Here is a 19,806-nt window from a genome sequence, read left to right on the forward strand (position 1 = left end):
GTCGTCAGTCCCGCAGCGAAGCCGGGACCTGGCCGCCGTTCTCGGCCAGCTTCTTCCAGACCGCCTTGGACAGGGCGATGTTCTGCTCGGCCGAGCCGTGCTCGCCGGCGTGGACGTTCAGCTCCTCGGCCAGTTCCTTGCGGGCGGCGAGGCTGGAGTCGAGGTCCAGCAGCTTCAACAGGTCGACGATCGAGGTGCGCCAGTTGCCGCCGCCGCCCTTGGATTCCGCCAGATCGCTGAGCACCGCCTCGACGTCGACGGGCGGCAGGGCGGGGGCCGCGGTCGGGATCGGCGCGGCGCTGGGGGTCGGGGGGACGCTGGAGGGCGTGGGCGCAGGTCTCGGGGCCGCCTTGGGTTTGTGGCCGGTGATCTTGTTCCAGATCGAAGAGAAGATGCCCATCGGTCGCGCGCTCCTGGAGTGAGTGTGGCGAGACAACGCGACCGACGGACGACGGTTCAGGCCTGGGTCACACGCGCGCCGGAATCTCCAGTCCGCGCTGCACGGCCGGGCGGGCCAGCCCGCGCTCCAGCCAGGCGGCGACGTTCGGGAAGTCCTTGAAGCCGACCAGTTCGCCCGCCTCGTAGAAACCGATCAGATTGCGCACCCAGCCCAGGGTGGCGACGTCGGCGATCGAGTAGTCGCCCATGATCCAGTCGCGTCCGTCCAGGCGGTCATTCAGCACGCCCAGCAGGCGACGGCTCTCGGCGACGTAGCGGTCGCGCGGGCGCTTGTCCTCATAGTCCTTGCCGGCGAAGCGGTGGAAGAAGCCCACCTGGCCGAACATCGGGCCGATCGCCGCCATCTGGAACATGACCCACTGGATCGTCTCGTACCGCAGCGCCGGATCCGTCGGCAGCAGCTTGCCGGTCTTCTCGGCCAGATAGATCAGGATGGCGCCGGATTCGAACAGCGCCAGCGGCTTGCCGCCCGGACCATCGGGATCGAGGATCGCGGGGATCTTGCCGTTGGGGTTCAGCGACAGATACTCCGGCCCCCAGGTCTCGTTCTTGGTGATGTCGATGAAATGCGGCTCGTAAGTCAGGCCGATCTCTTCCAACATGATCGAGACCTTCACGCCGTTGGGCGTGTTCAGCGAATAGAGCTGCAGACGATCGGGATGCTGCGCCGGCCAGCGACGGGTGATCGGGAAGTCGGAAAGATCGGTCATGGGTTCGGCCCGGTTTGTCGATGCGTCCAATGTGGCGCTTGCCCGCACTTCCGCAACCGTCGCCGTTCCCTTTACAGGGCGTGGACAGCCTGGATCAGGCGGTCCAGATCGCCGTGGTCCTGATACAGGCCGAAGCCGAAACGGATCACGTCGTCGCGCACGTCGCTGACCACGCCGGCGTCCAGCAGCCGCGCCCGCCAGTCCGCGGCTTGGGGATGGCGCAGGGCCAGAAAGCGGGCGCGCGGCGCGTCGCCCTGAACCGGATTGAGGATGTCCGCCTCCGCCAGGCGACCCGCGCGCCCGGATCGGATCGCCGCCTCGAACGCCCTCGCCAGGCCGCGCGAATGATCGGCGACGGCGGCGGTGTCCAGCCCCGCGTCCGCCAGGGCTCGGCGCGCGGCGTTGAAGCGATAGAGGGCCGAGACGTCGAACGTGGCGCCCCAGAAGCGGCCGCCGTCGCTGCGGTACTGCACCCCGCCGGGCGGGCCCGACAGATCGCCGAACTCGGAAAACCAGCCCGTCACGACCGGGCGCGGGGCGAAGCCTTCAGGGGCGTGCAGGAAACAGGCGCCCTCTCCCGCCATGGCGTACTTGTATCCGCCCGCGACATAAAAGATCTGGCCCGCCACGGCGGACAGGTCCGTCGGCGTCGCCATGAAGCCGTGATAGCCGTCGACCAGCACCCAGGGCCCTTCCGGCCGCGCCAAGTCAGCCAGGTCGGCGATGCGGTCGAAAAGGCCGCCGGTGCGAAAGAAGACCTGGCTGACCACGATCCAGTCGTGACCGCCCGCGCGGGCGGCCTCGACGAAGCGGTCGGCGAAGGTGTCGAACGGCTCCAGCGGCACACGCGTCACCACCGCCTCGCCCGCCTCCTGCCAGCGGTCGGCCTGACGGCGGAACGAGTGGAATTCCCCGTCCGTCGACAGGATGCGCACGGGCTTGGTCTCGAAGCCCGAGAACACCCGCAGCAGCAGGTCGTGGGTGTTGGAGGAGAAGACCAGGCTGTCCAGGGACGGCAGGTTCAACTCGGCCGCGACGTGGCCTTGGGCTTCGGGGATCACGTCGCCGAAGATCAGGTCCCATTTGCGGTCCGCATGGATGTTGGCGTCCAGCCACGCCTGCTGCTGCGCCTCGAAGCTCGCATCCGGCCACAGATGATGGCTGTGGGCCGCGAAGTGCAGCCTTTCCGGCGCGAGAGCGAGGGCGCGGGAGAAGAGGGACTTGTGGGTCATCCCTCTTCCTAGCCGATCAGCCGCCTTAGACCAGCGCCCCGTGGCAGTGTTTGAACTTGCGACCCGAGCCGCAGGGGCACGGCGCATTGCGGCCGGTCATTTCCCAGCCGGGCGGCAGCATCTCGACCGGCAGCTTGGCGCGGTCGTCGCCGATCAGCATGCCCTCCGGATTCTGGGCTGACGGATTGTCCATCTCGTTCTCGCCGGTGCCGGGGTTCAGGTGGATTTCCTGGAACTCGGGCAGTTCCGGCGGCGGCTGGAAGCGGAACTCGACCGTCATCAGCCAGCGCGTGACGTTGTGGCGCAGATCGTAGAGCAGGCTCTCGAACAGGGAGAAGGCCTCGGTCTTGTACTCGTTCAGCGGGTCGCGCTGGCCATAGCCGCGCAGGCCGATGACGCCGCGCAGGTGATCCAGGTGGACCAGGTGCTCGCGCCACTGCATGTCGATCATCTGCAGCATGAACTGCTTTTCCAGACCGCGGGTCTGGTCCGCGCCGATCTGTTCCAGGCGTTCGGCGGCGCGGGCGTCGGCGGCGGCCAGCAGCCGCTCCTCGATCTCCTCGTTGGACACGCCTTCCTCGGCGGCCCAGTCATGCAGCGGCAGTTCCAGACCCAGGGTCGAGCGGACCTTTTCGTCCAGGCCGTCGATGTCCCACTGCTCGGCATAGGCCTTGGGCGGCATGTAGCGTTCGACCAGATCCGACACCACGTCGCGGCGGAAATCGCCGACCAGTTCCGACAGGTCCTCGGAGTCCATGAACTCCTGGCGCTGCTCGAACACCGCCTTGCGCTGGTCGTTCACGACGTCGTCGTACTTCAGCAGGTTCTTGCGGATGTCGTAGTTGCGGGTTTCGACGCGCTTCTGGGCGGTCTCGATGGCGCGGTTCAGCCAGGGGTGGGTGATGGCCTCGCCTTCCGCGACCCCGAACGTCTTCATGATCGAGTCGAGGCGATCGCCGGCGAAGATGCGCAGCAGGTCGTCCTCGCAGGACAGGTAGAATTTCGACACGCCGGGGTCGCCCTGACGGCCAGTGCGGCCGCGCAGCTGGTTATCGATGCGACGGCTTTCGTGACGCTCGGTGCCGAGCACGAACAGGCCGCCGGCGGCCAGCGCCCTCTCTCTCTGGACGGCGATGTCGGCCTTGAACTCGGCCTCCTTGGCCGCTTCCATCTCCGGCGTGACCTCTTGCGCGAGGTTGCGCAACTCCTGGCGCCAGCGCTGCATGCGCATTTCCAGGTTGCCGCCCAGCTGAATATCGGTGCCCCGGCCGGCCATGTTGGTGGCGATGGTCACCGCGCCGGGCAGGCCGGCGTCCGCCACGATGTAGGCTTCCTTTTCGTGCTCGCGGGCGTTCAGCACGCTGTGCGGCACCCCGCGCAGCTTGGTCTCCCAGACGATGTCATAGGCCGCGTCGCCGACCTTCTGCGCTTCCTTCTCGTTGCCTTGGAAGGCAGGCTTGAGAGTGCGGGAGACCTCGACCTTGTGCTCATAGGTCTGAAGCAGCTTGGACAGGTCGTCCGACTTTTCGATGGAAACGGTGCCGACGAGGATCGGCTGGCCGTTTAGGTGGCACTCGGCCACCTGTCTGGCGATCGCCAGGTTCTTCTCGCGGGCGGTGCGATAGACCTCGTCGTCGAAGTCCTTGCGCTGGATCGGGCGATTGGTCGGCACCTCCAGCACGTCCATCTTGTAGATGTCGAGGAACTCCTGCGCCTCGGTCGCCGCCGTACCGGTCATGCCGGACAGCTTCTCGTACAGGCGGAAATAGTTCTGGATCGTCACCGAGGCCAGGGTCTGGTTCTCGGGCTGGATCTTGACGTCTTCCTTGGCCTCGATGGCCTGATGCAGGCCTTCGGACAGGCGGCGGCCCGTCATCATGCGCCCGGTGAATTCGTCGATCAGGACGATCTCGCCGCCCTTGATGATGTAGTCCTTGTCGCGCTGGTACAGGGTGTTGGCGCGCAGGGCCTGGTTGGTGTGGTGCACCAGGCTGATGTTGGCGGCGTCGTACAGGCCCGTGGTGTCGGCGGCGAAGTGACCGCCCTTCTCCAGCATCTCCTCGATGCGCTCCGAGCCCAGCTCGGTCAGCAGCGCCTGCTTCTGCTTCTCGTCCAGGTCATAGGTGGCCTTGTCCTGGATCAGCTCCTTCACCAGGCCGTCCAGGATCTTGTAGAGGTCCGAACGGTCCTCGGTCGGGCCCGAGATGATCAGCGGGGTGCGCGCCTCGTCGATCAGGATGGAGTCGACCTCGTCGACGATGGCGAAGTTGTGCGGGCGCTGCACCATCTCGCGCCGGTCATAGACCAGGTTGTCGCGCAGGTAGTCGAAGCCGAACTCGTTGTTGGTGCCGTAGGTGACGTCGGCGTTGTAGGCCGCCTGGCGCTGGCCCTGGCTGAGCCCGTTGACGATGACGCCGACCTCGAGGCCCAGGAAGCGATAGACGCGACCCATGGTCTCGGCGTCGCGCCGGGCCAGATAGTCGTTGACGGTGATGACGTGCACGCCCTTGCCCGTCAGAGCGTTCAGATAGACGGGGGCGACGGCCACCAGCGTCTTGCCTTCGCCGGTCCGCATCTCGGCGATGCCGCCCTCGTGCAGGATCATGCCGCCGGCCAGCTGGACGTCGTACTGGCGCTGGCCCAGCACCCGCTTGGACGCCTCGCGCACCACGGCGAAGGCTTCCGGCAGGATCTTGTCCAGGCTCTGGCCGCCGGCCAGTCGGTCCTTGAAGGCGTCGGTCATCATCCGCAGCTCGTCATCGGACAGTGCGGCGAACTTCGGCTCCAGCGCATTGATGCGCTGGGCCTGGTCCTGGAAGGCCTTGACCTTGCGATCGTTGGAAGAGCCGAAGAGTTTCTTGGCGAAGCCGAGCATATTGGGTCCGATGGGCGGTCGAGCGTCGAAGAGCGGCTCTGGAATCCCTGATGGGGGCGGCGATACGGACGCCGCGAGAGGGGCCCGAACCGATGGCGGCCCCGAAACCGCCGCGACGGGCGCGCGCGAAGGGCCGCGCAGACGATCAAAACCCCTCGACTTGGGCGCAGGCGGGACTTAAGCACCGGCCTTATCCCTGTCAACGCGAGGGCTTTCACGCCCCAGCGACGGAGCGCCCCATTGACCCTGTTCCGGCGACCGTTCTCCCTTCTCGCCGTCGCGGCGATGACGGCCTGCCTGGCCGTCGCCGGCTGTTCGCGCGGCGGCGAGGACGGGCCGCCCGAGCCGGGCGACCAGGCGGTGGCTCGGGTTCAGGACCAGACCATCTGGGCCTCCGACGTGCGGCGCGAGGCCGTGGCCCAGGGCCTGGTGGGCGAAGGCGAACCGCTGGACGCGACGTCCGACCTTTTCCGCCGAGTCCTGGACGAGGTGATCGACCAGAAGCTGCTGGCGCGGGAAGCCGCCCGGCGGCGGCTCGACGCCTCGCCGCTGGCCCAGCGCCGGCTGGAAGCGACGCGCGAGCGCATCCTGGGCGACATGCTGGTGGAGAGCGTCGTCAACGGCACGATCACCGACCAGGCGGTCCAAACGCTGTACAACGAGCAGCTGCGGCTGGCCCGGACCTCCGAGGAGTACCGCTTGCGGCTGATCCTGTCGCGGACCAAGCCCGAGGCCGACGCCGTCGTCGGCATCCTGGGCCAGGGCGCCAGCTTCGAGGCGGTGGCGACCGAACGCTCGATCGACGAGGCCACCCGGTTCTCCGGCGGAGACCTGGGCTATTCGACCCTGGACGTCATGCCCCAGGCCTACGCCAACGCCCTTCGCGACCAACCCGCCGGCGCCACCGTGGGGCCCTTCCAGACCGAAGGCGGATGGGCCGTTCTTCGGGTCGAGGACCGGCGCAAGGAAAACCCGCCCACGCTGGAGCAGGCCCGCCCGCAGATCGTCCGCTACCTGACCTACGAGGGCGTGCGCCAGCTTCTGGAGCAGTTGCGCGGCAAGGCCCAGGTCGATGTTTTGCTGCCGACCGACCAGGCGGCCCCCGCCTCCCCTCCCACCCCGGCCGCATGACATGACCAAACCACCCTCCAAGACCGGCCAGAAGATCGAACAGGCCTTCGAAAAGGCGCTCGACCCCTTCGCCTCGGCGCTGAAGCGGGCGACCCGGACGCCGGGCGCCGCGACAGAAGCCGTCGAGCCGCCGGCCGCCGGCAAGCCGGGCCTGAAGATTTCGCCCCTGGCCGTGCCCTTTCCGACCATCCCGCCGATCGGCGGGGTCGAGATCGCGACCGCGCGCGCGGGCTTCTACAAGCACGAGCGCGACGACCTGGTGGTGTTCCGCTTCGCGCGCGGGACCAGCTGCGCGGGGGTCTTCACCCGTCACAAGATCGGCTCGGCTCCGGTCGACTGGTGCAAGAAGCACCTGGCCGGCGCCGACGGCGGCAAGGACGTGCGCGCCCTGGTGGTCAACGCCGGCTGCGCCAACGCCTTCACCGGCAAGGCCGGCGCCGACGCCGCCCGGCGCACCGCGTCGGAAGTCGCCAAGCGCTTCGGCTGCCGCCAGCGCGACGTCATGCTCGCCTCGACCGGCGTGATCGGCGTGGTGCTGGACGACAAGAAGATCGCGGCCCGGCTTCAAGAGGTCGAGCAGGGCTTGGACGCCGACGCCTGGGCGAAGGCCGGGGCCGGCATCATGACCACCGACACCTTTCCCAAGGGCTCGTACGCCGAGGCCGAGATCGAGGGCTACAAGGTGCGCATCGCCGGCATCGCCAAGGGATCCGGCATGATCGCGCCGGACATGGCGACCATGCTGGCCTTCATCGTCACCGACGCAGACATCCATCCGAACGTGCTCCAGGCGCTGCTGGGGCTGCACGTGCGCACGACCTTCAACAGCGTGACGGTCGACGGCGACACCTCGACCAACGACACCGCCTTGCTGTTCGCCACGGGGACCAGCGGCGCGCCGCGCATCGGCCGCGTCGGCGACCGTCGCCTGAAGAGCTTCTCGGCGGCGCTGGACAAGGTCATGCTGGATCTCGCCCACCAGTTGGTGCGAGACGGCGAGGGCGCCACCAAGTTCGTCAAGGTGACGGTGGACGGCGCCGCGAGCCCCGCCTCGGCCCGCAAACTGGCCAAGTCGATCGCCGACAGCCCCCTGGTCAAGACCGCCATCGCCGGCGAGGACGCCAACTGGGGCCGCGTCGTCATGGCCGTCGGCAAGACCGAGGAGCCGGTGGACCGGGACCGCCTGGCTATCCGGTTCGGCGCCCACCAGGCGGCGATCGACGGCGCGCCCTCGCCGACCTACGACGAGGCGAAAATGAGCGCCTACATGAAGAAGTCCGAGATCGACATCACCGTCGACGTGGGCTCGGGCCGCGCCTCGGCGACGGTCTGGACCTGCGATCTGACCAAGGGCTACATCGAGATCAACGGCGACTATCGCAGCTAGGCCGTGGCCCGGAAGCCCCCAGCCAAGCCCGCGGCCAAGCCTGCGCCGCGCCGCCCGGCGGTGATGACCGGCGCGGCCATTTCTGTGCTGGGATGGCCGCCCGACACCGAACGGGTGGAGACCATCTTCGAACGCCTCAGCGGCGTCATGCCCGATCCGAAGACCGAGCTGAACTTCAGCAATCCCTACACCCTGGTCGTGGCGGTCGCCCTGTCGGCCCAGGCCACCGACGTCTCGGTCAACAAGGCGACGGAACGGCTGTTCAAGGTCGCCGACACGCCGGAGAAGATGCTGGCGCTGGGGGAGGAAGGGCTGGTCCCCTACATCGCCTCGATCGGCCTGTACCGGAACAAGGCGAAGAACGTCATCGCGCTCAGCCGCATGGTGCTGGATCAGTACGGCGGCGAGGTTCCGCTGACGCGCGAAGGCCTTCAGGCCCTGCCCGGCGTCGGCCGCAAGACGGCGTCCGTCGTGCTGAACGAACTGGGGATCGAGGCGGCCATCGCCGTGGACACCCACGTCTTCCGCGTCTCGCACCGCCTGGGCCTGGCCAACGCCGCGACGCCGGACAAGGTGGAGGCGCAGCTGTTCCGCGTCGTGCCCGAGGACTGGCTGCCCAAGGCGCACCACTGGCTGATCCTGCACGGGCGCTACACCTGCACGGCGCGAAAGCCGAACTGCCCCGGCTGCGTCATCGCCGACCTGTGCCCGTCGCGCGCGGGGCTGCAGGCGCTGGGCGAGGCGCGCGCCTAGTCCAGCGGGGGCCTGCCCCGGCCGGACTTGATCGCGCCGCGCGTTGTCTTGGCCTTCAGCCGCCGTTCCTTCGACGCCTTGGTCGGGCGGGTCGGCACGCGATAGACCGGTCTGATCGAGGCCTCGTCCACCAGCGCCTGCAACCGTTCGATGGCGTCGGCGCGGTTCCGCTCCTGGGTGCGGTGACGCACGGCGTTGATCAGGATCACGCCGTCCAGCGTCAGCCGACTGCCCGCCAGCTTCATCAGCCGCGTCTTTACCGGCTCCGTCAGACTGGGGGAGTTGCGGACGTCGAACCGCATCTGCACGGCGGTCGAGACCTTGTTGACGTTCTGCCCGCCCGGCCCGCCCGCGCGATAGAAGCGGAACTCCAGCTCCTCCTCCGGAATGGTCGTCATGGGGCGGCCTTGCGCGCCTTGACCACGGCCTGGTCCAGCGCCTGCAGGAAGCGCGATCGGTCGGCGGCCGAGAACGGCGGCGGGCCAGAAGTCGGCACGCCCATGGACCGCAGATGCTCCCCCACCATCCGCCCGGCCAGGGCCGAGCCGATGGAATCGGGCGTGAACGGCTGGCCGTTGGCCTTCAGCGCCTGGGCCCCGGCCTTCAGGCAGCGATCGGCCAGCGGGATGTCGGCGGTGATCACCACGTCGCCGACGCCCGCGCGCTCGGCGATCCAGTCGTCGGCGACATCGGGTCCGGCGTCCACCACGACCTGCTCGATCAGCGCCTCGCGCGGAACCTGCATCCAGCCGTTCGAGACGACATAGGTCTTCAGCCCGTAGCGCCGCGCCACGCGATAGACCTCCTCCTTCACCGGGCAGGCGTCGGCGTCGATGTAGAGGGTCGTGGGCATGCCGGTCGGATCTATCGCGCTTCGCGCTGCTCGAGGCCCGCTATCTTGACGATACGCCCCAAAAGAAAAAGGGCGGGACCGAAGCCCCGCCCCATCCGTCAGTTCCGATACGCCGGCGGCATCGGCGTCTGCTGGCGGTAGCGGTCGCGCAGCAGCAGGGCGCGGCTTTCCAGCGGCTGCTCGACGCCGCCGACAAAGACCGCCGACGGCTGGCTGAGCGGCTCCAGCGGGTCGCCGGACCAGACCACCACATCGCCGGCGGCGCCCGGGGCGATCTGGCCGAACTGGCCGGCCATGCCGAAGATGCGGGCCGGATTGACCGTCAGGGCGGCGATGGCCGCGTCATAGGGCAGGCCGTGCGAGACGGCGTTGCCGGCGTTGTATCGGGCCTCGCGGGCGCGGTGGGTCGAGCCCTCGTTGCCCTTGATGGCGATGGTCACGCCCGCCGCGTTCAGCGCCGCCGCATTCTCCATCCGCGCCGCCCGCATCTCGAAGTCGTTGGGCAGGTTGTCGGTCGGGTTCAGCAGCACCGGCACGTTCGCCGCGGCGATGCGGTCGGCGACCAGCCAGCCTTCCTCGGCGCCGTCCAGGATGACCTTGACGCCCTCCTCGCGCGCCAGGCGCAGCACCTGCAGGATGTCCGAGGCGCGGCTGACGCTGACGATCAGCGGCATGTCGCCGTTGGCCACCGGGATCAGCGCCTCCAGGTCGGCGCGCGACAGCATCAGGTCGCGCAGACCCGCCCGTTCATAGGCCGACTTGTTGCGGGCGTAGAGGCGGACCTCGGCCAGCATCTCCTTGAACAGGACGAACTCGGCCCCGCGCGCGCCGCCGGCGACGCCGGCCCCGGCCTCGCCGAACGGCGCGACCATGGCCACGCGCGGCTTGACCAGGATGTCCTGACCTTGCGCCAGATGGACGATCGCCGCCTGGCCGGCGAAGAGGCCGGGCTCGTGCAGGCCGCCGTCGCCGACGCCCGCCGTCTCGTCCTCGTGATAGTGGCCGCCGGACGAGCCGGGATGCTGAGGCACGACGACCGCGCGGGTCACGCCGCCCAGCCGGGCCACGGGCAGGGTGAACGACCAGGGGTCCAGGCCGTAGGACACGTCGAAGGCGGCGCTGAGGCTGTTGGAGGCGTTGCGCAGCTCGTTCGTGCCGCGCACCGAGCTGACCTCGGAGCCGCCCAGGCCGGAATCGACGGCGACGAAGCCGGGCGCCACGACCTTGCCCGCCGCGTCGATGATGCGGGCGCCGGCGGGCGCGCCGCCGGTTCCGACCGAGGCGATCCGGCCGTCGCGGATCACGACCGTGCCGTTCTCAATCACGGACGTCCCGGTCAGGACGCGGCCGCCGACGATGGCCACGGTCTGCTGCGCGAGCGCGGGAGCGGAAACGGCCAGCGCCGCGACGGCGCCGGCGATCAGGTGCGAGAGGCGCATCAGCGGGCTCCTTCGGCGACGTTTGCGGCGGTCAGGGCGTAGCCCGGCTGGCCCAGCTCGAAATCGCTGGTCGGCTGATAGGCCGGGTTCATGCGGTCGAAGCTCAGGGCGCCGTCGATGAAGACCTGGTCGGCGCGAGCGTAGATCGAGAAGGGATCGGCGCTCCAGATCACCACGTCGGCGCGCTTGCCGGCCTCCAGGGATCCGGTCTGATCGGCGATGCCGATGGCGCGGGCGGCGTTGGAGGTGATCCAGCCGATGGCGTGTTCCTCCGAGATGTTCAGGCCCGCGCGGCGGCCAGCCGACAGGGCGGCGGCGGCCTCCTGGTTCAGGCGCTGCGTCAGGATCGGGTCGTCGGAGTGGATGACGGCGCAGGAGCCCTGCGGCGCATCGACCAGGGCGGCGTTCTCCTCGATGCCGTCCAGGGCCTCCATCTTGAAGCCCCACCAGCCGGTCCACATGGCCGCGCAGATGCCAGCCTGGGCCAGTTGCGGCGCCAGCTTGTAGGCCTCGGTGGCGTGGTGGAAGGTCGAGATGCGGTAGCCGAACTCTTCGGCGATATCCATCATCACGGCCATTTCGTCGGCCCGGTAGCAGTGGTTCTGCACCAGGATCGAGCCGTCCAGCACGCCGGCCAGCGTCTCGTTCTGAAGGTTACGGGTCGGCGGGCTGCCTTCGCCGTCCTCGCGCCACTTGTCCCACTTGGCCTTGTAGTCGCGCGCGGCGATGAAGGCGGCGCGATAGCCGGCGACATTGCCCATGCCGGTGGCCGGGCTCTGGTTGCGGCCGCCATAGACGCGCGACGGGTTTTCACCGCAGGCCATCTTCACGGTGTAGGGCGCGCCGGGCATCTTCATGCCCTGCATGGTGATGGACGGCACGTTCCTGAGGGTGACGCCGCGGCCGCCGAACAGATTGGCCGAGCCGGGCAGGATGTGCAGCGTCGTCACGCCGCCGGCGCGGGCGGTGTTGAAGCCCGGATCCTGCGGCCAGACCGAGTGCTCGGCCCAGACCTGGGCGGTGTTGGGACTGGTCGCCTCGTTGCCGTCGCTCATGCCCATGACGCCGGGCGACGGGTAGACGCCCAGATGGCTGTGCACGTCGATGACGCCGGGGGTCACATAGCGGCCGCGCCCGTCGATGACGCGGTGGCCGCCCGGCACCGGGGTCTGGGCGTCGCCCACGGCGGCGATCGTGCCGTCGGTGACCACGACCACGCCGTTCTCGATCTTGCGATCCGTGCCGGTCAGGACGGTCGCGCCCACAACGGCGAAGTTCTCGCGCGGCAGGCCCTGATAGGTCGAGGGATAGGGATCAGGCTTGGCGGCGAGGTCCAGCCCGGTCGCCAAGGCGCGCTCGCGCGGCTTGGCGTCCGCCGCATCGGCGCTGGATGCGCCCTCCGTCGTCGCACAGGCCGCAAGCACGGCGCTGGCGAGGACCGCGAGGCTGACGCCCCGCAGACGATGTCCGATCATCGAAACCCCTTTTCCCACTGACGCGCCGTGAAGACGGCGCGCTGAACGGGGTGCATAGAAACCGCTCAGGTCCGGGGCGTCAAAGCGTTTCCGCGCTTCGCGTGGCGACCATCATATAGTTGATCGCTGCATCGTCGGTCTGGCGCCAGCGATCGTTCAGCGGATCGTATGCCAGGCCGAAGGGGCCCTCGACCGCGACGGGCTCGTCAGCCAGCATGGCGCGGATTTCGTCGGGCTTCAGGAACTGCCGCCAGTCGTGCGTGCCGGCCGGCACCCAGCGCAGGATGTATTCGGCCGCGACCTTGCCCAGGGCCAGCGACTTCAGCGTCCGGTTCAGGGTGGCCACCATCATCACCCCGCCCGGCCGCACCAAGCGCGCGCAGGCGCGGACGAAGGCCTCCGGGTCGGCGACGTGCTCGATCACCTCCATGGTCAGGACCACGTCGAACGGCCCGACGCCCTCGGCCTCAAGCTGCTCGACCGTGGCGGCGCGATAGGCGATGTCCAGGCCGACCATCTCGGCGTGGGCGCGGGCCGTGCCGATGTTCTCGGACGAGGCGTCCACGGCGGTCACCGAAAACCCCATGCGCCGCATCGGCTCGGCGATCAGGCCGCCGCCGCAGCCGACGTCCAGAAGCGTCAGCCCCTCGAACGGTCGAAGGGCGGTGGGGTCGCGGCCCAGCCGGGCGCAGAGCTGCTCGCGGATCAGTTTGAGACGCGCCGGATTGAAGCGGTGCAGGGGCGCGAACGGTCCGTGCGCGTCCCACCATTCGGCCGCCTGGGCCGAGAAGCGGGCCACGTCGGCAGGGTCGATCGATGCGCCGGAGGCTTGCTCCGGCGAATTTTGTGAAAAACCCTGCCCCGGACGGGGTATGCGCGGCGAAGGCTCGCCGTTAGAAGCGGTCATGCGCCGAGGGATGAACCCTTCGGCCGTTCCACGCAAGCAGGGGGCGAAACGCCACGATGACGCGGCCCGATACCACGCGACTGGTGATGAAGTTCGGCGGCACCTCGATGGGCGACCTCGAGCGCATCCGCCGCGCCGCCCGCATCGTGGCCGCCGAGGTCAAACAGGGCCGCAAGGTCGCCGTCGTCGTCTCCGCCATGGCGGGCAAGACCAACGAACTCGTCGCCTGGACCGACGGCGCCGGCGCCGCCGCCCCGGACCTGCCGCTGTCGGACGACGAATACGACGTGGTGGTCGCCTCGGGCGAGCAGGTCACGTCGGGCCTGCTGGCCATGACCCTGCGCAACATGGGGCTGAACGCCCGGTCGTGGATGGGATGGCAGGTGCCGATCGTCACCGACGACGCCCACGGCCGCGCCCGTATCGTCGACATTCCCGGCGAGACCCTGGGCGCCGCCGTCGACAGCGGCGAGATCGCTGTCGTGCCGGGCTTCCAGGGGGTCACGCCGGACGGCCGCATTACGACCCTGGGCCGGGGCGGCTCGGACACCTCCGCGGTCGCGGTGGCGGCGGCGCTGGCCTGCCCCTGCGACATCTACACCGACGTGGACGGCGTCTATACGACCGACCCGCGCATCGAAGGCCGCGCGCGCCGGCTGAACAAGGTCTCCTACGAGGAGATGCTGGAGATGGCTTCCCTGGGCGCCAAGGTGCTGCAGACCCGCTCGGTCGAACTGGCCATGGCCAAGCAGGTGCCGGTGCGCGTCCTGTCCAGTTTCATAGAACCCGACGCTGACGGCGTCATGCCCGACAAGGGCGGAACCCTGATCTGCGACGAGGAGGAGATCTTGGAAAAGCGCATCGTATCCGGCGTGACCATGAGCCGTGACGAGGCCCGCATCACTCTCTTGGGACTGTCCGACCGCGTGGACGCGCCCGCCGACGTCTTCACCCGGCTGGCCGAGGCCAACGTCAACGTCGACATGATCGTGCAGAGTCAGTCGCGCACGGCCGGAACGGTCAACCTGACCTTCACCACGGGCCGCCGCGACGCCGCGCGCGCCGCGGACATCATGAAGGCCGCGCAGGCCCAGATCGGCATTGAGGAAATCCGCGTCGACGAGGATGTGGCCAAGGTCTCGGTCGTCGGGGTCGGCATGCGCAGCCACGCGGGCGTGGCCCAGCAGATGTTCCAGGCGCTGGCCGACAAGGGCGTGAAGTTCCAGGCGATCTCGACCTCGGAAATCAAGATCAGCGTCCTGATCGACGCCGCCTACGCCGAGTTGGCCGTGCGGGCGCTGCATTCGGCATACGGGCTGGACGCTGTATAGGTGATCTGAACAGGCGCGGCGGCGCCGGGCGCGGGAGACATGATGCCGGCAGGCGCGATGACCAGGGGTCCCAGGATCCTCCTTCGCCAGATCCGCGAGGCTCTGGGAGCCGGCGCCCTGCCCGCGCAGGACCGGCTGAACATGGTCGTGCAGATCATCGCCCGCTCGATGGTCGCCGAAGTCTGCTCCATCTATCTGCGGCGCGCTTCGGGTGAGCTGGAGCTGTTCGCCACCGAGGGGCTGAACCCGGCGGCGGTGCACAACACCCGTCTGCGCCCCGGGGAAGGCCTAGTCGGCGAGGTCGCGCGTCTGGCGCAGCCGGTCAGCCTGTCGGACGCCCCGTCGCATCCCAGCTTCTCCTACCGACCGGAGACGGGCGAGGATCCCTATCACGCCTTCCTGGGCGCGCCCCTGCTGCGCGGGGGTCGGGCCATCGGCGTGCTGGTCGTCCAGAACCGCACCGAACGCCGCTACGACGAGGACGAGGTCGAGGATATCCAGACCATCGCCATGGTCCTGGCCGAGACGGTGGCCTCGGGCGAACTGCTGGCCGAGGACGAGCTGCGCGATGTCGAGGTCGCGCCGCACCGGCCCGAACGGCTGAAGGGCCAACGCTTCGCCGAGGGTCTGGCGCACGGACATGCGGTCCTGCACGAGGCGCCGTTGCCGCCCGAGAAGTTGCTCAGCGACGACCCGTCGATGGAGGAGGCGCGCCTGAAGCTGGCCCTGGCCACGCTGAAGACGGGGCTGGACGCCATGCTGGACAAGGGCCAGGGCCTGGCCGGTCCCTCGTTCGAGGTGTTGGAGACCTACCGGATGTTCGCCGACGACCGGGGCTGGAACCGGTCGCTGGAAGAGGCGGTGCGGAACGGCCTGACGGCCGAGGCGGCGGTGGACCGGGTGCGCAACGAACACCGCGCGCGCTTCGCCCAGGCGCGCGATCCCTACATCCGCGAACGGCTGCACGACTTCGAGGACTTGGCCAACCGGCTGCTGCGGGTGCTGGCGGGCGACAAGCCCGGCGAGCGCGACCTGCCCGACGACGCCATACTTGTGGCGCGCAACCTCGGGCCGGCGGACCTGCTGGAGTATCCGCGCGAAAAGCTGAAGGGCCTGCTGCTGGAAGAGGGCTCGGCGGCCAGCCACGCCGCCATCGTCGCGCGGGCGCTGCAGATACCCTGCGTCGGCCGCCTGCAGGGCCTGCGCGACCGTCTGTCCGAGGGCGACCTGATCATCGCCGACGGCGAGACGGGCGAAGCCTATCTGCGGCCCCGCCCCGACATGCTGGAGGCCGTCCGCTCGCGCATGGCCGTGCGCGAGCAGCGCCGCGCCGAGTTCGCCCAGCTGCGCGACACCCCCGCCGTCACCCTGGACGGCCAGCGCATCACCCTTCTGACCAATGCGGGCCTGGCGGTCGATCTTGAGAATCTGGCCGAGACCGGGGCGGAGGGCATCGGCCTGTTCCGCACCGAATTCCAGTTCATGGTCTCGGACGAGCTGCCGCGCCTGACCGCCCAGACGGCGCTCTACCGGCTGGTTCTGGACGCCGCGGGCGACAAGCCTGTCACCTTCCGCACCCTGGACATCGGCGGCGACAAGGTCCTGCCTTATCTCGAGGCCGAGCGGGAGGAGAACCCGGCCCTGGGGCGGCGCGCCATCCGCCTGGGGCTGGACCGCCCGTCCCTTTTGCGGATGCAGTTGCGCGCTCTCCTGACGGCGGCGGCGGGCCGCGAGCTGCGGGTCATGTTCCCGATGATCGCCACGGTCGACGAGTTCCGCGCCGCGCGCGAACTGGTCGATATCGAATGCGCCTGGGCGCGACGCCGGGGTCGTCCCCTGCCGGCTTTGCTGCGCGTGGGGGCGATGGTCGAATGCCCGTCGCTGCTATGGCATCTGGACGCCCTGCTGCCGCTGACCGACTTCGTCTCCATCGGCACCAACGACCTGTTCCAGTACATGTACGCCGCCGACCGGACGAACCCGCTCGTGTCGGATCGGTACGATCCCCTGTCGCCGCCGGCCCTCCGGGCGCTTCAGACGATCCAGAAGGCCTGCGCCGACACCGGCACGCCCGTGTCGATCTGCGGCGAACTGGCGGGACGGCCGCTGGAGGCCTTCGCCTTGATCACCTTGGGCTTCACCCGCCTGTCGGCGCCTGCGGGCGGCGTCGGCCCCGTCAAGCGCATGATCCTGTCGGCCGACCTCGCCGCCGCGCGGCGGGGGCTCGCCAATCTGCTGGGTTCGTCGTCCGGATCGATCCGCAACGAGATCGAGTCCCTGGCGCGCAAGCTGAACATCGCCGTCTAGCGTAGCCGCAAAAGGCGTGGGAGGCCGGCGGCGGATCATGCTATGAGCGGGCGAGCCCCGATCGAGGATTGCCAAGGCGCATGGCGCATACCGCTGACGCGACGCCCGAGATGGATGAGTTTCCGCCCGACGCGGGCCCGGCCTTTCTCGCGGCCGAGACCCTGGGCGATGGCCTGCGCCAGGCGCGGGCCGCGTCCGGCAAGTCGATGGCCGAGCTGGCCGCCGAGACCAAGGTCCACACCCGCTTTCTGACCGCGCTGGAGCAGAACGACTGGTCGTCCCTGCCGTCGCGCGTCTTCGCCCTGGGCTATGTCCGCTCCTACGCGGCTGCGCTCGGCCTGGACGAGCAGACCGCGATCGAACGGTTCAAGCGCGAGAGCCCGGACACCTCCACGCCGCTGAAGCCGCCGGTCGGCATCGCTTTCGAGGATGTCCGGCGTCATTCGCCCCGCGTCATCGCCGTGTTCGCGGTCGTGGTCCTGGCGGTCGTCGGGTGGAACGTCTTTCAGCGGATCAGCCGGATGCAGGCCCCGCACCCGTCCGACATCGCCGCACCGCCGCCGACGTGGATGAAGGAGGCCTCGACCGAGGAAGGCGTCTCGCTGGGCGCGCCCCTGCCCGCTCCGCCGGACCAGACCGTTCCGGCCCTTTATGTCACCCGCGGCCTGGAGGCCGAGCTGACCGGTATCGATCCGACCGACCCGGAGGCGGCGCCGCCCGTCCAGACGACGCCGGTGCGCAGGGCCTTCAATCCGCGCGGCGCCGTCTACGGCGCGCCCGCCAACGCTTCGCAGGTGGTGATCCAGGCCCGCAAACCCGCCGTTCTGGTGGCGCGCGCCGCCAGCGGCCACGTCCTCTTCGCCCGCCAGATGGCCGCCGGGGAGGCCTGGCGCGCACCGGTCGGCGCCGCCGCCGCCATCGACGCGTCCGACCCGGCCGCGTTCGACCTCTATCTGAACGGCGAATACGACGGGGCCTTGCCGGCGCCGCTGACGCCGCTGGCGCAGCTCAATGCGCGCGCCGCGCAGTTGGCCCGCGAGACCGCAGAGACTCAGGCGCGGGCCCAGGCGCAGATCGAAACGCGCATCGCCGCCGCCGCCCAGGCCGCTCCTCCCCCCGCCGCCGACTGAAGCGGCGACGCTCAGGCCGAGTGGGCCTTCTGCGCCTTGGACAGTTCGATCATCCCCTGAGCCGCGCCCATGTCGGGCACGATCTCGTTCGACCGGTCCGAAATGGCGTCGAACTGGGCCGCCACCTGTTCCGGCGCGTCGACGCCGACGATGCGGACGCCTTCGGTCAGGGTGACATAGGCGCGTTCGAACCCGCCGGCCCCAGCCGCCAGGATGCAGCGGCTCGGCGCCGCTTCGCTGACCAGGTGCAGCAAACCGGGCGTCACCAGTTCCGGGCCTAGAGCCTCCAGAGGCAACGCCGCCCCCAGATCCTCGGTCATTCGGGTGTGGGCCGTCGGCGCGAGGCAGTTGACGCGGATGTCGTTCTTGGCCCCCTCAATGGCCAGGGTCTGCATCAGGCCGACCAAGGCCATCTTCGCGGCGCCGTAGTTGGCTTGCCCGAAGTTGCCGTACAGCCCCGACGACGAGGTGGTCATGACGACGCGGCCGTAGTTCTGAGCGCGCATGATGTCCCACACCGCCTTGGTGCAGTTGACCGCGCCCATCAGATGGACGTCCACGACGAAGCGGAAATCCTCCAGCGGCATCTTGGCGAAGGTCTTGTCGCGCAGGACCCCCGCGTTGTTCACCAGAATGTCGATCCGCCCCCACCGGCTCATGGCCGCCTCGACCATGGCCTGAACCGCGTCGATGTCGGTGACGGAGGCTGCGTTGGCGAGAGCCTCTCCCCCGGCCGCCTCGATCTCGGCCACGACCGCCTCCGCGGCGGTGGCGGAGCCGCCCGAGCCGTCACGTGCGCCGCCCAGATCGTTGACCACCACCTTGGCGCCCCGCGCCGCGAGAGCCAGCGCGTGCTCGCGGCCCAGCCCGCCGCCCGCGCCCGTGACGATCGCCACCCGTCCTTCGAAATTAACCACATTCCCTCCTTCGTGGCGCAAGACCAATGTGTTGAAACGGCGCCACAGTCGCCGCAATCATAGCGAAATGCGGGAACCGGGCGCCAGCGATGCCGTTCGGATCGGGACGCCGGGCGAGCCCGGATCATCAACTTTTAAATGGGGACGCAGATGAAGCTGCAACTTCTCGCATCTGTAGCAGCCGTCAGCCTGGTCTCGGCCGGCGCTGCCTCGGCTGAGCCGAACGGCTGGTACGGCGCGATCGACGCCGGCTACCAGATCATCGACGACATCAACGCCGAGTCGTCCACGACCGGCGTGAACTGGAACTACGAGGTCAACGACGGCTGGGCCGCCTTCGCGCGCCTCGGCTACCGGTTCAACCCGAACTGGCGCGTCGAACTGGAAGGCGGCTACCGCTCGGGCGACATCGGCACCGTGCGCGCCGTAAGCGGCAATGGCGGCCTGTGCAACGCCGATCCCGCGGTCGGACCGTGCTACTCCCCGGACGGCAGCATCGACTCCGCCACCCTGATGGCCAATGTCATCTATGACTTCGGCTCGCCGGACTGGACGCTTCGTCCCTTCGTCGGCCTGGGCGCCGGCGTGAACCGCGTGGACACCAAGGCGTCCGGCTTCCTGCGGGACAATCGCGCGGCCGCTTTTGAAACGGACGACGATTCCGTCGAGTTCGCTGCTCAGGCGATCGCCGGCCTGGCGTGGGCCGTGGGCGATCGCACCAACATCGACCTGACCTACCGCTACCTGACCGGCGACTCCTCGTGGGAATCGGCCACGGTCGGCGGCACCAGCTTCGGCGAATGGGACGGCGACTACGATCAGTCGCACACCGTGACCCTGGGCCTGCGCTACAGCTTCGGCGCGGGTGAGGTCGCCCCGCCGCCTCCGCCGCCGCCCCCG

The 19,806-nt window shown here is 69.3% G+C and carries 17 protein-coding genes; 7 read left to right on the forward strand and 10 right to left on the reverse strand.

The features are described 5' to 3' along the window. Positions 1 to 4 precede the first annotated feature (4 nt). From ACE3PU_RS04100 to secA, 4 genes are all read right to left on the reverse strand, one after another. Positions 5 to 400 (reverse strand): DUF3597 family protein, encoded by a 396-nt coding sequence (locus ACE3PU_RS04100; RefSeq protein ID WP_374386926.1) that lies wholly within the window; start codon positions 398 to 400, stop codon positions 5 to 7. A 67-nt stretch (positions 401 to 467) separates the two neighbouring features. Then, positions 468 to 1,169: a glutathione S-transferase N-terminal domain-containing protein gene (locus ACE3PU_RS04105; protein ID WP_374386928.1), complete on the reverse strand. Its 702-nt coding sequence runs from the start codon at positions 1,167 to 1,169 to the stop codon at positions 468 to 470. A 71-nt stretch (positions 1,170 to 1,240) separates the two neighbouring features. Further along, positions 1,241 to 2,401, reverse strand: a complete 1,161-nt coding sequence (locus ACE3PU_RS04110; RefSeq protein WP_374386930.1) for an aminotransferase class V-fold PLP-dependent enzyme — start codon at positions 2,399 to 2,401, stop codon at positions 1,241 to 1,243. A 25-nt stretch (positions 2,402 to 2,426) separates the two neighbouring features. After that, the gene (gene secA / locus ACE3PU_RS04115; protein ID WP_374386932.1) at positions 2,427 to 5,276 is read right to left on the reverse strand and encodes a preprotein translocase subunit SecA; all 2,850 of its coding nucleotides are present in this window, start codon (positions 5,274 to 5,276) and stop codon (positions 2,427 to 2,429) included. A gap of 240 nt (positions 5,277 to 5,516) precedes the next feature. Here secA and ACE3PU_RS04120 point away from each other — a divergent pair, with 240 nt between their 5' ends. The 3 genes from ACE3PU_RS04120 (at position 5,517) to nth (ending at position 8,547) form a co-directional block, all read left to right on the forward strand. Next, a complete protein-coding gene (locus ACE3PU_RS04120; protein ID WP_374386934.1) occupies positions 5,517 to 6,407 on the forward strand; it encodes a peptidyl-prolyl cis-trans isomerase in 891 nt (296 codons plus the stop codon). Between the two features lies 1 nt (position 6,408). After that, positions 6,409 to 7,794, forward strand: a complete 1,386-nt coding sequence (argJ, locus tag ACE3PU_RS04125) for a bifunctional glutamate N-acetyltransferase/amino-acid acetyltransferase ArgJ (protein ID WP_374386937.1) — start codon at positions 6,409 to 6,411, stop codon at positions 7,792 to 7,794. A gap of 63 nt (positions 7,795 to 7,857) precedes the next feature. Next, positions 7,858 to 8,547: an endonuclease III gene (gene nth, locus ACE3PU_RS04130; RefSeq protein ID WP_374386965.1), complete on the forward strand. Its 690-nt coding sequence runs from the start codon at positions 7,858 to 7,860 to the stop codon at positions 8,545 to 8,547. On the opposite strand, the gene arfB is transcribed toward nth, so the two are convergent. The 5 genes from arfB to ubiG form a co-directional block, all read right to left on the reverse strand. Next, positions 8,544 to 8,945, reverse strand: coding sequence for an alternative ribosome rescue aminoacyl-tRNA hydrolase ArfB (gene arfB / locus ACE3PU_RS04135; RefSeq protein WP_374386939.1), 402 nt, complete (start codon positions 8,943 to 8,945; stop codon positions 8,544 to 8,546). The genes nth and arfB overlap by 4 nt on opposite strands. Beyond that, positions 8,942 to 9,400: a YaiI/YqxD family protein gene (locus ACE3PU_RS04140; protein WP_374386941.1), complete on the reverse strand. Its 459-nt coding sequence runs from the start codon at positions 9,398 to 9,400 to the stop codon at positions 8,942 to 8,944. The genes arfB and ACE3PU_RS04140 overlap by 4 nt, the downstream gene beginning before the upstream one ends. Before the next feature lie 98 nt (positions 9,401 to 9,498). Further along, positions 9,499 to 10,839 carry an amidohydrolase family protein gene (locus tag ACE3PU_RS04145; protein ID WP_374386943.1) on the reverse strand — a complete coding sequence of 447 codons (1,341 nt, stop codon included), beginning with the start codon at positions 10,837 to 10,839 and terminating at the stop codon, positions 9,499 to 9,501. Further along, positions 10,839 to 12,314, reverse strand: coding sequence for an amidohydrolase (locus ACE3PU_RS04150; RefSeq protein ID WP_374386945.1), 1,476 nt, complete (start codon positions 12,312 to 12,314; stop codon positions 10,839 to 10,841). Before ACE3PU_RS04150 ends, ACE3PU_RS04145 begins: the two co-directional genes overlap by 1 nt. Positions 12,315 to 12,393: 79 nt before the next feature. Then, on the reverse strand, positions 12,394 to 13,221 hold the full coding sequence (gene ubiG, locus ACE3PU_RS04155) for a bifunctional 2-polyprenyl-6-hydroxyphenol methylase/3-demethylubiquinol 3-O-methyltransferase UbiG (RefSeq protein WP_374386947.1): 828 nt from the start codon (positions 13,219 to 13,221) through the stop codon (positions 12,394 to 12,396). 56 nt (positions 13,222 to 13,277) lie between these two features. Between ubiG and ACE3PU_RS04160 the strand changes: the two genes are divergently transcribed. The 3 genes from ACE3PU_RS04160 to ACE3PU_RS04170 all read left to right on the forward strand — a co-directional run bounded on the left by ACE3PU_RS04160 (position 13,278) and on the right by ACE3PU_RS04170 (position 17,989). Beyond that, positions 13,278 to 14,552, forward strand: a complete 1,275-nt coding sequence (locus tag ACE3PU_RS04160; RefSeq protein ID WP_374386949.1) for an aspartate kinase — start codon at positions 13,278 to 13,280, stop codon at positions 14,550 to 14,552. A 57-nt stretch (positions 14,553 to 14,609) separates the two neighbouring features. After that, positions 14,610 to 16,859, forward strand: coding sequence for a phosphoenolpyruvate--protein phosphotransferase (ptsP, locus tag ACE3PU_RS04165; RefSeq protein WP_374386951.1), 2,250 nt, complete (start codon positions 14,610 to 14,612; stop codon positions 16,857 to 16,859). A gap of 80 nt (positions 16,860 to 16,939) precedes the next feature. Next, entirely contained in the window at positions 16,940 to 17,989 is a 1,050-nt protein-coding gene (locus tag ACE3PU_RS04170) for a helix-turn-helix domain-containing protein (protein ID WP_374386953.1), read from the forward strand. A gap of 11 nt (positions 17,990 to 18,000) precedes the next feature. On the opposite strand, the gene ACE3PU_RS04175 is transcribed toward ACE3PU_RS04170, so the two are convergent. Next, positions 18,001 to 18,906, reverse strand: a complete 906-nt coding sequence (locus ACE3PU_RS04175) for an SDR family NAD(P)-dependent oxidoreductase (protein ID WP_374386955.1) — start codon at positions 18,904 to 18,906, stop codon at positions 18,001 to 18,003. A 150-nt stretch (positions 18,907 to 19,056) separates the two neighbouring features. Here ACE3PU_RS04175 and ACE3PU_RS04180 point away from each other — a divergent pair. Beyond that, the coding region (locus tag ACE3PU_RS04180; protein WP_374386957.1) for an outer membrane protein at positions 19,057 to 19,806 on the forward strand (750 nt) is incomplete at its 3' end.

This window comes from Brevundimonas sp. (assembly GCF_041911375.1).
In the GTDB taxonomy this organism is placed as follows: Bacteria; Pseudomonadota; Alphaproteobacteria; order Caulobacterales; family Caulobacteraceae; genus Brevundimonas.